This is a genomic window from Streptosporangium nondiastaticum (genome assembly GCF_003011965.1).
Classification (GTDB): Bacteria; Actinomycetota; Actinomycetes; order Streptomycetales; family Streptomycetaceae; genus Streptomyces; species Streptomyces nondiastaticus.
Genome location: NZ_PXWG01000027.1, coordinates 36,517 through 51,482, shown reverse-complemented (window position 1 = coordinate 51,482; position 14,966 = coordinate 36,517). Strand labels below are relative to the sequence as shown.

General features: G+C 69.9%; 9 protein-coding genes. 1 reads left to right on the top strand and 8 read right to left on the bottom strand.

Going from position 1 to position 14,966, the window contains the following annotated elements:
* Positions 1-150 precede the first annotated feature (150 nt).
* From B7P34_RS13520 to B7P34_RS13495, 6 genes are all read right to left on the bottom strand, one after another.
* Complete coding sequence (locus tag B7P34_RS13520; protein WP_106676208.1) at positions 151-3,171, bottom strand: alpha-mannosidase; 3,021 nt, start codon at positions 3,169-3,171, stop codon at positions 151-153.
* 42 nt (positions 3,172-3,213) lie between these two features.
* Complete coding sequence (locus B7P34_RS13515) at positions 3,214-5,310, bottom strand: endo-beta-N-acetylglucosaminidase (RefSeq protein ID WP_106676206.1); 2,097 nt, start codon at positions 5,308-5,310, stop codon at positions 3,214-3,216.
* 192 nt (positions 5,311-5,502) lie between these two features.
* A complete protein-coding gene (locus tag B7P34_RS13510) occupies positions 5,503-6,753 on the bottom strand; it encodes a glycoside hydrolase 5 family protein (RefSeq protein WP_106676205.1) in 1,251 nt (416 codons plus the stop codon).
* 40 nt (positions 6,754-6,793) lie between these two features.
* On the bottom strand, positions 6,794-7,624 hold the full coding sequence (locus tag B7P34_RS13505; protein ID WP_106676203.1) for a carbohydrate ABC transporter permease: 831 nt from the start codon (positions 7,622-7,624) through the stop codon (positions 6,794-6,796).
* Positions 7,621-8,475 (bottom strand): carbohydrate ABC transporter permease, encoded by an 855-nt coding sequence (locus B7P34_RS13500; RefSeq protein ID WP_223267819.1) that lies wholly within the window; start codon positions 8,473-8,475, stop codon positions 7,621-7,623. Before B7P34_RS13500 ends, B7P34_RS13505 begins: the two co-directional genes overlap by 4 nt.
* Positions 8,476-8,516: 41 nt before the next feature.
* Positions 8,517-9,815: an ABC transporter substrate-binding protein gene (locus tag B7P34_RS13495; RefSeq protein WP_106676201.1), complete on the bottom strand. Its 1,299-nt coding sequence runs from the start codon at positions 9,813-9,815 to the stop codon at positions 8,517-8,519.
* A 149-nt stretch (positions 9,816-9,964) separates the two neighbouring features.
* Between B7P34_RS13495 and B7P34_RS13490 the strand changes: the two genes are divergently transcribed.
* On the top strand, positions 9,965-11,008 hold the full coding sequence (locus tag B7P34_RS13490) for a LacI family DNA-binding transcriptional regulator (RefSeq protein WP_106676200.1): 1,044 nt from the start codon (positions 9,965-9,967) through the stop codon (positions 11,006-11,008).
* Positions 11,009-12,422: 1,414 nt separating this feature from the next.
* Here the strand turns inward: B7P34_RS13490 and B7P34_RS13480 are convergent.
* Together B7P34_RS13480 and B7P34_RS36745 are read right to left on the bottom strand one after the other, a co-directional pair.
* Complete coding sequence (locus B7P34_RS13480) at positions 12,423-13,430, bottom strand: proteasome accessory factor PafA2 family protein (RefSeq protein ID WP_106676197.1); 1,008 nt, start codon at positions 13,428-13,430, stop codon at positions 12,423-12,425.
* Entirely contained in the window at positions 13,427-14,488 is a 1,062-nt protein-coding gene (locus tag B7P34_RS36745; protein WP_146166812.1) for a DUF6236 family protein, read from the bottom strand. Before B7P34_RS36745 ends, B7P34_RS13480 begins: the two co-directional genes overlap by 4 nt.
* Positions 14,489-14,966 lie beyond the last annotated feature (478 nt).

Genomic DNA, 14,966 nt, shown 5'->3' with positions numbered 1-14,966 from the left:
GTGGTCGCGCACGCCGCCGGACCCTCGCCGCTGCGGCTTGCCGCCGCTGCGGCGGGCAGTGTCCCTCCGCCGCGACGGCGAGTGACCGACGACGCGGCTGACCGGCGGTGCCGGGCCGAGCCGCAGCCCGGCCACGCTCCGCCGGCCCGCTCAGCCGCGCCGCTCCAGCCGGAGCGTCAGGATCTGGAACGGCCGCAAGGCCAACCGCACCGCGTCGCCCTCCGTCTCCGCCCCGGCCAGCGGCCGTTCCAGCAGGTCGCACACCGCCGCCGAGGCGAGCGGGAAGCCGGCCTCCAGGCGGGTGCGGGCCCGGCCGCCCAGCGACTCGTACAGCCGCACGACCACATCGCCGCTGCCGTCGTCCGCGAGCTTGACCGCGGAGACGACGACCGCGTCGTTCCCGACGCGGACCAGCGGCGGTACGGCGGTGCCGCCCGGCACCCGCCGCTCGGGCAGGTTGATGCGGTAGCCCTCGCGGACGGCGTCGCCGATCGACGCGCCCGGCACCAGCGCGTACCGGAACCGGTGCGTTCCCTGGTCGGTGCGCGGGTCGGGGAAGCGCGGCGCCCGCAGCAGGGACAGCCGCACCGTCGTGGTCGTGCCCGTGTCGTCCGGGCGGACCGTGCGCGTCACGTCGTAGCCGTACGTCGAGTCGTTGACGAGCGCCACGCCCCAGCCGGGCTCCTCCAGGTGGACGAAGCGGTGCGCGCACGCCTCGAACTTGGCGGCGTCCCAGCTGGTGTTGGTGTGCGCGGCCCGGTACAGGTGGCCGAACTGGGTCTCGGCCGCCGTCCGGTCCGCGTGCACGTCCAGCGGGAACGCGGCCTTGAGGAACTTCTCCGTCTCGTGCCAGTCGACCTCCGTGGCGATGTCCAGCCGCCGCTCGCCCGCCGGCAGGGAGATCCTCTGCTCGACGCGGGACGCCCCGAAGACCCGCACCACCCGCACCGCCCCGTCGTCCGCCGCCTCGACCGTCTCGGCGTCCGTCAGATCGGTCACCGAGTTCCGGTAGAAGTGGTCCACGTCCCACGCGTCCCACATGTTCGGGAAGTCCTGGTGCAGCTGGAGCAGGTTGGCCGCCGCGCCCGGAGCGATAGCCTCCCGCTCCGCCGCCGGGTCGTACACCGACACCACCAGGCCCCGGCCGTCGATCACGACGCGCAGCAGGCCGTTGTCGAGGACGAACCCGCCGCCGTCGCGCGGCTCGGGCCGCACCGCCGGCACGGGCCCGCCGCCGACCGCCGCACCGAGGGCCGGCACCTCCCCGCGCCCGTGCGGCGCCGCGTTGAACACCACCGTCCCGCCGCCGCCCGAGGCCTCGCCCGCCAGCGCCGTGAGCGCCCCCGCGACGATGTCCTCCAGCTCCGCCGCCACCGCCGCGTACGTCGCCGCCGCCTCCCGGTGCACCCACGCGATCGACGTGCCCGGCAGGATGTCGTGGAACTGGTGCAGCAGCACCGTCTTCCAGATCCGGTCCAGCGCCTCGTACGGATACGGGAAGCCCGCCCGCACGGCCGCCGTCGCCGCCCACAGCTCCGCCTCGTGCAGCAGGTGCTCGCTGCGCCTGTTGCCCTGCTTGGTCCCGGCCTGGCTGGTCAGCGTCGCCCGGTGCAGCTCCAGGTACAGCTCGCCCACCCACACCGGCGCCTGCGCGTACTCGGCGTGCGCCTTCTCGAAGAACGCCGACGGCTTCTCGAACGCCACCCGCGCCGAGCCCTCCAGGTCCGCCAGCCGCTTCGCCCGCGCCAGCATCTCGCGCGTCGTGCCGCCGCCCCCGTCGCCCCAGCCCGTCGGCGCGAGGGAGCGCGTGGCCCCGCCCTTCTCCTGGAAGTTGCGGACCGCGTGCGCGACCTCCCGGCCCGAGAGCTGCGCGTTGTAGGTGTCGATCGGCGGGAAGTGGGTGAAGACCCGGGTGCCGTCCAGGCCCTCCCACCAGAACGTGTGGTGCGGGAACTTGTTCGTCCGGCTCCACGAGATCTTCTGCGTCAGGAACCACCGGGCCCCCGCCAGCCGCACCAGCTGCGGCAGCGCGGCCGAGTAGCCGAAGGAGTCCGGCAGCCACACCTCCTCCGTCTCGATCCCGAACTCCTCCAGGAAGAAGCGCTTGCCGTGCACGAACTGCCGGGCCAGCGCCTCCGACCCCGGCATGTTCGTGTCCGACTCCACCCACATGCCGCCCACCGGCACGAAGCGGCCGTCCGCGACCGCCTTCTTCACCCGCGCGTACACTTCCGGCCGGTGCTCCTTGATCCACGCGAACTGCTGCGCCTGCGACATGGCGTAGACGAACTCCGGCTCGTCCTCCAGCAGCGCGGTCATGTTCGCGGTCGTGCGGGCGACCTTGCGCACCGTCTCGCGCAGCGGCCACAGCCACGCCGAGTCGATGTGCGCGTGCCCGACCGCGCTGATCCGGTGCGCGGAGGCGTGCGCGGGCGCGGACAGCACCGCCGCGAGCCGCTCGCGGGCCGCGGCGGCCGTACCGCCGACGTCCTGCAGGTCGACCGCGTCCAGCGCGCGCTCGACCGCCCGCAGGACCTCCCAGCGGCGGGGCGCGTCCGGGGACAGCTCGCTCATCAGCCCCTCCAGCACCTCCAGGTCCTGGACGAGCTCCCACACCGTCCGGTCGAAGACGGCCAGGTCCATGCGGGCCAGCCGGTAGCGCGGCTCGCCGTCCGCGGTCTCCCGGTCGCCCAGCTCCGTCGGCACGAACGGGCGGTAGTCGAGGATCACGGGGTTGGACGACGCCTCGACGTGCAGCAGCACCTCCTCGCCGCCGGCCGCCCGGTCGGCGACCCGCACCCACTGGTTGCGCGGGTTCAGGCCCTTCACCGGCGAACCGTCCGGCCGGTAGACCAGCCCCTCGCACTGGAAGCCCGGCATGTTCTCGTCGAACCCCAGGTCGAGCAGGGCCTCCACCGTCCGGCCCGCCCACTCCCGCGGCACGCTCCCCGCGACGGTGAACCAGCTCGTGCCCCACGGCGGCCCCCACGCCGCGCCCGCCTCGATCGGCACGCCCCCGGCGGCGATCCCCTCGGCCACCGGGACGGGCTCGCCGGGCGCGTGCCACATGGTGACGGTCAGCGGTACCGACTCGGGGTACACGGCCGGCCGGATGCGCTCGTCCAGCACGCGCTTCAGCCGGGCCTCGGTGATGGTGCGGTCGTTGTGCATCAGGTCGGTTTCCTCACGTCGGTTGCCTTCCGGCCGGTTGCCTTACCAGCGGAAGGTGAGGGAAGCGGGCGCCGAGACGGTGTACAGCTCGTCCACGGCGCGCACCTCGATCCGGGTGGCCGCCTCGCCGTCCGTACGACGCAGCGCCGGGACGTAGTAGGCATGCCCGCAGGTGCCGCCTAGGAAGCGGAAGCGCCCGCCGGGCAGCGCCTGACGCACCTCGTACTGGCGTACCGCCGCGCCCGCCGGGGCGCTCCAGGACAGGCGCAGCTCGGCCGTGCCGCCGGGCCCCACGCGCGATGCGGTGACCGCCGGAGCGACCGGTGGGGCGGGCGTCGCGGGCGTCGCGTCACGCACCGCCAGACAGCCCAGCCGCCAGCGCACCGCACCGCCGTCCGGCGCGGTGAGCCGGACGCCGAGCGCCCGGACCGTCCGCCCCCTGCGGCCGCGCAGCTTCGCTCCGGCCCGCACCCTCGCGGTGGTCCAGCCGCGGCCGCCCGTGCGGAGGACGCCCGCCGGGAGGTACGCGACGCCGTCGTCCACGGCGACCACCAGCTCGACGCGCACCGCCGCCGAACCGGGATCCGTACGGTGGGCCAGCTCCACGACCGTGGTGTCCGGGAACGGCAGCCGGCACGCGTAGAGCTCCAGCTCCGCCGGCGCGGGGAGCCGGCCTTCGATCAGGAGGCTGCTGCCGCCCCTCCAGGCGTCGTCGAAGGCGAAGCCGACGGCCGGCCGCGGGCCCGCCGTACGGATCACCCAGCGCCGCCCCGGCAGCCGGTCCTGCAGCCCCAGGTGGTTCCAGGCGGACTCGCCCGTGCGCCGGCCCTTCTCGTACCAGCCCAGGCCGTGACCGGTGTTGAAGGTGGTGGCGAAGGGAAGCGCGGTGAGCGTGGACCGGTCCGCGACGGACGCGGCGGGCGGCCGCCACGGGCCCGCCTCCGGCGCGGACGGGTCGAGCGCCTGCCCGGACCAGAAGCGGTCGTCGCGCGCGTGGAACGCGGCCGGACCGCGGGCCTCCGCGGGCAGGCTCGTCCACGTCCACTCGGGCCGGTAGAAGCCGTACGAGACGACGTGCGGGCCCGCCGCCGGGACGACGGCGTCCCAGTCCACGGGCGTGCCCCAGCCGCGCGCCTCGACGTCGATCCCGGCCCACAGGTCGTACGGGCTGCGCCCCAGCCGCCGCGCGAGCCCGGCGGAGGAGCCGAGACCGGCCCGGTCCCAGTTGAAGTTCAGGAACATCGAGCGCGCGGCGCGGAAGAACGGCGCGTTGTGCTCGTCGAGCCGGTTCCGCCAGTCGATGCCGCCGGAGACGGTCATGGCGTCGTACCAGGTGACGCGCAGGCCCTCGCCCCGCGCTGTGCCCCGCCCCTTGCTCCGCGTGCCGAGGTACGCGACGAAGTCGCGCATGTCCGCGCCGAGCCGTGCGTCGCCGCCGCCGGTCTCGGCGTTGACGAACCAGCCGTCGAAGCCGTACTCCCGCGCCACCCGGATCAGCCGGTCGGCCAGCGGGAAGCCGCCGTCCGGGCCGCGCCGCACCAGGTCCCGCGTCCACTGCAGCTGCCCGCCGTACGCCGCCGGCGGCAGGAACACCGTGCCGAGCACGGGCACGCCGTTGCGGTGGGCCGCGTCCACGACGGGCGCGTTGGGCGCCAGGATCAGCCCCTCGCCCGAAGAACCGCCCCAGAAGACCAGCTCGTCGAGGTAGGCCCAGTGGGTCAGCGCGTAGAAGTCGGCGGTCTGCGCGCCCTGCGAGGGGTTCCCGGAGGTGTGGGCGAACGCGGCGAGCGCGCAGACGCGGGCCTGGCCGGCGCGGGCGGTGGCGTTGGGCGGCGGGGGAGCGAAGCGCGCGGCGAGCGGCACGACCGACCGGTTGAACGGCAGGTCGGGATCCTTCGCCGGGTCCCACGCGGCGAGGCTGCGCCAGACGACCCCGGGCGCGGGCGAGCCGGCCGGCAGGCTGCCGGGGAACCAGTAGGAGGCGCAGGGCTGGAGGGAGGGGGGAGGCGCCGCGCCGCCCGGTTCCGGGGACAGAGCGCGGCCGGCCGGCGCGGCGGCCGCACTGTGCTCCCCGGGCAGTGCGGCGGCCGCGAGACCGGCGGCACCGGCGGCGAGGGCTTCCCGGCGGGTGATGCGCATGGTGGTTCCTCATTCCTGTCAGGCCGTCCGGTCTTCTCCTGAAGCCGTCCTGCCTTGCTTCAGGCTGTCCCGTTTTCCTTTTGAGCCGTCCGGTCTTCCTCTGGAGCTGTCCCGTTCTCCTTTTGAGCCGTCCGGCGATTGAGGACCGGGGTCCGGGGCGGAGCCCCGAAACGGGTGGCGGGGCCGCACCGCTCAGCCCGCCTCGCCGACGGCGACGACCTCGGCGATGCCCCGCGCAGCAAGATGCGCCGCATCCCCCGCCCGCTGGGCCAGCACCACAGCCGGCCGCCCCCCGCCGGAGGCGACCCGCATCCAGGCCTCGAAGAACGCCCCGCCCGGCGCGCTCACGGCCCGGCCCGGCGCCTCCTCGACGTCGCCCGCGTCCAGGACCAGGGCGGTCCGCCGCGGCGCGGGCGGTGGAGGCGGCGAAGTCGGCCCGTCGCTCCGGTGCTCCCGGGCGAGGCGCGCGAACACCTCCCCGGCGGGCTTGAGCTCGCGGTCGTTGGTGAGCAGCCCCAGCCCGTACTCCAGCTCCGGGAAGTCCGCGAGGGCGCGGTCGACGTCGTGGGAGCACCACCAGGTGATGCCCCAGAGGCCGGGGCAGTCCAGGGCGTTGCGGACGGTCGCCTCCGTGAACGCGGCGGCGCGGCCGGGCGGGACGTGAGGGGCGGGCGCGCCGGTCTCCTGCAGCCATACGGGGCGGGCGGGGTCGTCGGCCCAGGCCTTGGACAGCTCGACGAGGTAGGCGGCGAGGTGTTCGGCGGCGCCGTCGGGGCCGTGCCGCTGCGCGGTGCCGTTGAAGACCCAGGAGTGCACGGCGGTCATGGCCCCGAGCCGGGCCGAGTGGGCGGGGGTGAAGGGGTGTTCGCCGTCGTGGAAGGCGGCGTCGTACGAGGCGTGCAGATGGGTCCTGCCGGGCGCGCCCTCCTCGCAGGCCGCGAGCATGCGGCGCAGCCAGCGGCCGGCCTGGGCGGGGCGGATGCGGTCGGGGTCGGGGTGGGGCGGGCCGGAGAACTGGTTGAACTCGTTGCCGACGGTCATGCCGAGGAAGTTGGGCCGTTCGGCGAGCGCGGCGGCGAGTCCGGTGAGGAGGCGGGCCTGCGCGTCGACGACGTCCGGGTCGGTGAAGAGGTTGCGGCGGTGCCAGGTGGTGGTCCAGGAGGGGACGAAGTCGAAGCTGGACAGGTGCCCCTGCAGCCCGTCCACGTTGACGTCGAGCCCGCGCTCGCCGGCCGCGTCGACGAGGCTCACGAGCTGTTCGACGGCGCGCGGCCGGATCATGGTGCGGTTGGGCTGGAAGAGCGGCCAGAGGGGGAAGACGCGGATGTGGTCGAGGCCGAGCGCCGCCACGGAGTCCAGGTCGGCGCGGACGTCGTCCAGGTCGAAGTCGAGCCAGTGGTGGAACCAGCCGCGGGCGGGGGTGTAGTTGACGCCGAAGCGCATGGGGCGGGGTGTCCCTTCTACTGGGCGGAGGGAGCGGGGGTCAGCCCTTGACGGCGCCCTCTCCGACGCCGCGGAAGAAGTACCGCTGCAGGCACGCGAACATCACGACGAGCGGGGCGACGGCGACGACCGTGCCGGCGGCGACCAGCCGCGGGTCCTGCTGGAAGGTGCCGTGCAGGTGGTTCAGGCCGACCGTGAGGGTGAAGCGATCGGGGTCGGACAGGACGATCAGCGGCCACAGGAAGTCGTCCCACGCCCCCATGAAGGAGAAGACGGCGACGACGGCGAGGGTGCCCCGTACGGACGGCAGCGCGATCCGCACGAACCGCTGCCACACGTTCGCCCCGTCGATGACGGCCGCCTCCTCGATCTCGTAGGGCAGGTTCGCGAAGGCGTTGCGCATCAGCAGGACGTTGAGCGCGCCCACCGCGCCCGGCAGGACGACGGCCACGAGCGTGTTGTTGAGCTCCAGGTCGCGCATCATCGTGAACTGGGCGACGACGATGGACTCCAGCGGCACGAGCACCGCCGCCACGAACGCCAGCCCCGCCGCCCGGCGCCCGCGGAACCGCAGCCGGGCGAGCGCGTAACCGGCCGCCGAGGCGCCGGCGAGGTTGGTGAGGACGCTCGCGACGGCGACCTTGAGGGAGTTCAGGGCGTAGTCCCAGACGGGGATGATGTCCGCGACCGCGGCGTAGTTGTGCGCGGTCGGGCGGGCCGGCAGGAAGCGGGGCGGGGAGGTGTAGACGTCCTCGGTGGTGCTCTTGAAGGACGTCGACAGCTGCCAGAGGAACGGGCCGACCGTCAGCGCCAGCACCGCGAGGAGGAGGACGTAGCGGACGGCCTTCTCCCACGGGGTGGTGCGGCTCATGTCCGCCTCCTCGTCCGGTCGGCGCGCAGCACGAGCAGCATCAGCAGCAGGGCGACGGCGAAGACGACGAGCGAGAGCGCGGAGGAGTAGCCGACCCGGCCGTTGAGGCCCGTGCCCGTGCGCTGGACGAGCATGACGAGCGTCGTGTCCTGCCCGGCCGGGCCGCCGGTGGGGCCCGCCAGCAGGAAGACCTCGGAGAAGACCTTGAAGGCGGCCACCGACGACAGGGCGCCGACCAGGACCATCGTCGAGCGCACGCCGGGCACGGTGACGGCGGTGAAGCGGCGCAGCGCGCCCGCGCCGTCGACGGCCGCCGCCTCGTACAGCTCGCGGGGCACGTGCGCCAGCGCCGCCAGATAGATGATCATGTAGTAGCCGAGGCCCTTCCAGACCGTCAGGGCCATCGCGCTGAACAGCAGCAGCCACTCGTCGCCGAGGAAGGCGAACGGCCCGGCCCCGAGGGCCCGCAGGATCCCGTTGACCAGGCCCCGGTCGTCGAGCATCCACCCCCAGATCAGGGCGACCACGACGCTGGAGGCCACGACCGGCGTGTAGAACGCGGACCGGAAGAACGCGACGCCAGGGATCCGCTTCTGCACCAGGAGCGCGAGCAACAGCGGCAGCAGCACGGTGAAGGGGACGACGAGGACCACGTAGAGGCTGCTGTTGCGCAGCGCGATCCAGAACTGCTCGTCCTGCGCCATGTCGCGGAAGTTGCGCAGCCCCACCCAGCCGCCGGGCGTGAGGGTGCGGGCGTCGGTGAAGGCCTTGTGGAGCGTGGTGAGGAAGGGGTAGAGGCTGAAGGCGGTGACGGTGGCGAGGCCGGGGAGGAGGAAGAGCCAGGGGCTCACGGCCCGGTGCGTACGCACGTGTTCCACATGCCTCACGCCCGTCAGCCCTGCTTGAGCAGCTTGTTGCTCTGCGCGACCGCGTCGTCCAGGGCCTGCTTCGGTGTCTTCTTTCCCTGGAGGGCCTTGGCGACCTCGTTCTTGAGGGCGGTCTTCATCTCCTCGCTCAGCACGACCGGCGTGTAATTGACCGCCCCTTTGAGCATCTTCGCGGAGGCCACTCGTACGCGGCCCTCGTCGGTGCCGTCGTCCCTCGTCCAGTACGGATCGTCGAGGGAGCCCTTGGTGCTGGGGAAGACGGCGACTTTGTGGGTGAACGCCTCCTGGTTCTTCCGGTCCGTCACGAAACGGGCGAAGGCGATGGCCGCGGCCTTGTGTTTGCTGCGGCTGCTGACACCGAGACCCATCACGTACATATTGGGCTTTCCCGTGTTGTTGGGGGCGTCGGTGATGCCGAGCTCCCGGTAGAGGCCGGGGGCGTTCTTCTTGAACGTCTCCAGGTCGTGGGCGCTGCCGGGATTCATGGCGACCTTCTGTTCCAGGAACTTCTGGCCGGTCTTGTCCGGGGTGTTGGTCAGGGACTGCGGGTCGAGGCCGCCGGCGTCGTAGAGCTTCTTGTACTCGGTGAGCAGTTCCACGCCCTTCGGTTCGTTGTACGTGAACCGGGTGGCGTCGTCGTTCATCAGCCGCACGCCGTAGCGGCCGAAGTCCTCGACGGCGGGAGTGCCGCCGAGCGTCGCGATCCTGCCGCCGGAGCGCTCCGCGATGGTGCGGGCCGCCGCGAACAGCTCGCCGTAGCTCTTCGGCGGCTTCTCCGGGTCGAGGCCGGCCTGCCGGAACAGGGCTTTGTTGTAGAACAGCGGGCCTGTATTGAGGTACCAGGGGAAGGAGTACGAGCCGTCCAGGCCCGGCAGCACGTTTCCCTGCCACGCCTCCGGGGTGTATTCGCCCTTGAACTTCGCCGCGGCCGGCTCCTTGTCGAGGTTCATCAGCAGACCGGCCTTGGCCAGGGGGTAGGACAGATCCGGGGAGACGTTGACGACGTCGGGGAGGGTGCCCGCGGCTGCGTCCGCGCTCAGCTTGTCCGCGTAGTTGTCGGCGGGCTGGTCCAGCCATTTGACGCGGGCGCCCGGGTTGGCCTTCTCGAATTCTGCGACCAGGCCGGTGAAATAGTCCTTGAAGTTGCTGCGCAGATTCCACGTCTGGAAGGTGATGTCACCCTCCGGCTTCCCGCCCGCGTCACCGCCCCCGGAGTCCGTTCCGCCCGAGCCGCAGGCGGTCAGCGTGAGGGCGGACACGAGCAGCGGAACGGTCGCGGCGACGGCTCTGCGGGGTATCGGCATGGCCGGCGGTCTCCTTCGGTCGGGGCCGGGAGGTGCGGTCCAAAAGGTGCACCGGGAAGGGGAGTTAGTCAATACTGCCGTCAACGACTAATGCGCTTTAGTGTGTTGTCGTCGCCTGCGGACCGAGAGTGCTGCTGGAGGGGGATGGGATGCGCCGCACGCCGCCCCGCCGTCCGACGATCAAGGACATCGCGCGCCGGGCCGGCGTCTCGGTGAGCGCGGTGTCGTTCGCGCTCAACGGCCGCCCGGGGGTCTCCGAGGCCACGCGCGAGCGCGTGCGCCGGGTCGCCGAGCAGCTCGGCTGGCAACCGAGCACCGCGGCCCGCGCCCTGTCCGGCGAGGGCGCGGCGACCGTGGGTCTCGTCCTGGCCCGGCCCGCCCGCACCCTGGGCGTCGAGTCGTTCTTCCTGCAACTGGTCTCCGGCGTGCAGGAAGCACTCGCCGCCCGCCGCTTCGGTCTGCTGTTCCAGGTCGTGGAGGACCTCGACGCCGAGTGCGCGGTCTACCGCCGCTGGTGGGCCGAGCGCCGCGTGGACGGCCTGCTGGTCGTCGACCCGCGGGCCGAGGACCCGCGCCCGGCCCTGCTGGACGGCCTGGGCCTGCCCGCGGTGGTCATCGGCGCCCCGGCCGTCACGGCCCCGCCCGGCGCGGCGATCTCCACGGTGTGGGCCGACGACACCGGCGCAATGTCCTCCATCGTCAGCCACTTGCACGCCCTGGGCCACCGGCGCATCACCCACATCGCGGGCCTCCCGGAACTGGCCCACACCCGGCGCCGGATGGCCTGCCTCCGCGCCGAGGCCGCCCGCCGGGGACTGCCGGACGCGCGCTCGGTGACCACCGACTACTCCGACGCGCAGGGCGCCGAAGCCACCCGCCGCGCCCTGACCGGCCCCCGCCCGCCCACCGCGATCGTCTACGACAACGACGTGATGGCCGTGGCGGGCCTGGCGGTGGCCGCGGAACGCGGCCTCGCGGTCCCGGAAGACCTGTCCGTGGTGGCGTGGGACGACTCGGCCCTCTGCCGCAACACCCACCCCGCGCTCACGGCCCTCACCCGGGACACGGCCGCCTTCGGCCGCCGCGCCGCGGAACACCTGCTGTCCCTCCTCGACGGCGCCCCACCCCGCCGAACCCAGGACCCGACCCCGGCCCTCCTCCACCGCGCCTCGACGGCACACCCCCGCCCATGACCGTAACTTTGCATGCTGTGTAAGAAGCGCTTGTTTGCGCTGCTGGCGGGGCTGGCGTCGCTGCCGGAACCTCCAGGCGGAACCGTCCACGGAAGTCCGCGGACGGCCCACTGACACCACCCCGGGTGGCTCCCTTTCTGGCTCCCGGGAAGGCAGGTCAGATCACCTCTTGCGCGACTTGTTCAGCTGCGCCTGGGTCTCCTTCAGCTCCTTCAACTTCCGGTTGATCTGACCGCGGTCGGTCCACTCGCCAGGATGCTCCCAACAGCGGGACGTCCCGGGCGATACCGCCCGCTGATACCGCTTGCCGGCCTTGGTGCGGGCCCCACACTTCTGTGAAACCTTCGCCACTGTCATCCGCCTCCCCTGTGTGTTCGGCCACCGCCCTCCTGTCCGGGCGCAGCGCTGACTCTTCATCGCGGGTCGGGCGATGGGCAGGGCGCACATAGGGCGAAGCGGGGGCACCGGGGGCATCCGAGCGGGTCGTGGCGCGACGAGGGGGCGCCGCGGTAGACGTTGCTGGGTTTGACGGCCAGCAGATTCTTGGTCTGCTGGTGGAGCGGCCGCAGCTGGGGCGTTGACCAGCGAAGACGTAGGGTACTGAGCATCAGTGACGGAACGCTGGTCTGAGGGTGGCCCGGATTATGCTGGTGGCGGCCGGTGGTCTCCAGGGCGGAGCGGCATCGCTGTCGGCCCCGACGAGTGAGGCCGTCCGCAACGGTTCGCGAACGGCCCCCTGGCGCCGTGCTCAGTGGCTCCCTGAATAGCTCCCCGGGAGCCGCTCAACTCACTTCCTGCGTGCCCTGGTCTTGGCGGCCAACTTCGCCTTGGCAGCCTTGAGCTCCTTCGCTTGCTGGAGGAGCCGACCGGGTTCGGTCCATGCCCCCGGATGCTCCCAACAGCGCGATGTTCCGGGTGATACCGCCCGCTTGCGCAGCTTGCCGGCTTTGGTGCGGGCACCACACTTCTGCGAAACCCTGGCCAACGTCATCCGCCTCCCACCTGATGTCGAACCCCGCTACCGTGTTCGGAACGGGATGACTGTGCACCGGCATACGAGCGAGAGGGAAGGCGCATGGTCGGCGGACCGGCAGCACTCGAAGGACACCAGCGGCCCGGGGGTGATGCCCCCCGCACGTGGACCTGCGACGCAGTAGCTGGAGATCGCTTAGTGCAGGTGTACAGCCCGCGTATGGCGCGGCGGTGACTCGCAGGAGTTCTGGGTCGTTGTTGGCCTCGGAGTCCCTGGCAGTGGTGAACAGTGGCCCCTTGCAGGCAGATCAACAGAGGCGGGTGACTGCCTTCTGCGGCAGCGAGGACCTTGTTGCTTTCGCAGTACTGTCCCAACGGCATCGCCGCACGTTGCGTCGGCTTCTTCACGAGGGTGAATTTGTCCCACACCTGAACCTGGTATTTAAGACCCCGCTGCGTCCATGCCTCCGTGGTTTTCCAATGCGGCAAGAATCTGTTCCCATAGGTCGAGTGAATCACTCCAATTGAAATGCGGTCCTCCTTTGTCGATTTCCTTGCCGCACTCCTGAAGCCTGGACAGGAGATTCCATTGCAATGAGAGGCAAGATTGTGTGCTTCCATCTTTGAGTGTGATCGGGGCGGTAAGAGACTTGGCGACGCTGCGCATTGATTTCACGGGGTCTGATACGGTAATGCGCATATCGTCGAAGACTCCCTGACTTGCTGCGAGGAGTACGGCAGCAGTAGAGCCAAGCTTCAGCGTGGTCATTGTGGGAGAGTTGAAGTCTCCGCAGGTTATCTCTATGCGAAGCAAATCATCTTCCATGTTCGGTCGCTTTACGTGAATAATCGGGCGATGGGTCTCTGTATTCAAGTCCCATACTCGATCCACTCTGGCCCCTCGAGGAGAGAAGAGCCAGTCTCCACTGAAGGAGTGCTCGCCTTTTCCGGACCAAATGATGCGGGAAATCAAATGCGTGACGACTGATCCCAGGATTCTGGGCGTTGGCCAGAATGTCTTATGGAACAGCTGAAAGTACTGTTCGGGAGGCAGGCCGTAGTTTTCGTGATATCCGGCCTCCATGCCATCTGGCCCGGCGCAGCGCGCGAAGGCTTTGATGTCCTTTCGAGTTATTGAACATGCTTGTTTGCAGGCTTCTCCCACAATTTCAGCGCCAGCATGCTCGCAAGCGGACGCAGTAACCGAGGTAAAGCACTCGGGTGAAGCGTATTCGAGTAAATTTCCATCAATGTAAACGCAGGCCCCATTGGCTAGCCAGAGCCTCCCTCGGCTAGAAATTGCAGGGTAGCTATTGGCGATTTGCTCCATGATGACTGAGAGGGTGTCGCGGCGGGCCGGGCGCCAGTAGGCGAACGGATCGGGTACCCAAAGCCTCTGAGGGTTTACCTCGTAGATAAGATACTCGACTTCTGTGCCAATGATGATCAATATCGTTCACCTCGTCCAGGGAAGTCTTGCCTTGCCTTGTATAGGTAGCTGAAATCCCTCACGCGAGGAGTGTCGCGCACCTGTGCGAGGCCTGCAATGATATTTCCAGTCCCGAAGCCGCTTAGCTCCCAGGCGACGGTAGCTGTGAGGTCAGGAGCCATTTGTCCGAGCGCCCATCCGGCAAAGATGGAAACCCCGACAGTCAAGAACGCGATGCGCCTGCGCCTGAAGGCTGCATGTAGGTCATGTAGCGCCAACTCGAATTCGTCCCTAACGCCTGCGGCTGCACCAGGGTTTTGTAGGAGTTCCTGGGGGAGTGCTACCTGCAGGCCGTCGAGGGCTCGCCTGAAGGCCAGTAGTTCACGGGCATGTGATGCTTTAAATTCCAGAATATCCTGAAACGAGACCTGATCGTTTGGTACAGGTAGGAGGTCCCGAAGTACTATCTGAAGGACCGTCTCGGAATTCATGTCAGGTAGAGGGGAAAAGGCGAAATCGGCAGAGAGGGATGAGTTTGTGTGAGTGGAGTAGTGTCGATCGCCGAAAGTGAACTGATTGGATAGGTGTTTTGCTGCCAGCCCCAGAATGCAGAGCGTTAGATCTCTGTGCGTGAGGAGTTCGCCCTTGCCTGTCTCTTGGGCTAGTGATCGCGACCTAAGGGTCTCTTCTATTTCAAGTGGCAGCTTGCCTAGGTAGATGAAATCTTGCTCGATTTCGGCAGGTGGCACATAGAGACGTTGTCGGCTTGCCAGTTCCGCAACGGACTCCACCTCTGCTTGAAATCGATCCTGCGCCTCACGTTCCAGGCTGTCGATAACTAGGGGTTCGAATACGCCTTGCTCTCCGAGCCATTGGAGTGTCGGGTCAGGTGATTCCCAATAGTCAGCATGCTCGATGGCGCACACGTGGTCCCAAAAGAGAAGGGACTGCTTGAGCCAAGATAGGGGAGGCGTCATTTGCGGGTAATATATCGCTGCTCTCATAGAAGTTCCCTCCATGGTGAGGGAGTCGTGGCGCTCGGAATCTATTCTCCCATCCGGGATGAATAGCTGCGACATGAGCACTGCTCTCGAGGAAGTGAGCGCGACCCACATGCACAGGCTCGCTCTCCGAGGAACCCCGTGAACAGCGCTCGGTACCTGCGCGGCGTGATGCATGCCTGACGAGCGGTCGTGAGCTCTGTCGCTCACCTTCCTGCGCACTGCTGGAGGCCGGAGGAGCACGGTTTGCGTGACGAGCTCACGTCAGAGCTTGAGGTCACAGAGGCAAGCCTGGCCGATGCTCTTGTGCTCTGTGACATGACTACGTCCATCGACGGCACCTAACGCCTGGCGAGCACATTGCCGAGATCGTCGCCCGCTATGGCCCAGGCAGCATCGTCAGGCGGTTCATTCGACGGGCCGAGCCGGAGACCCAAGCTGGTTGTGGGCACATTGGTCGACGACCGAGCGAGGCCGGCGGCTCGGTCGGCTAGTCCGGCGACCTCGTCTGGTTTCCCCTCGCGTGCCAGGATCGCCTAGGAACGTTCCTAGGCTG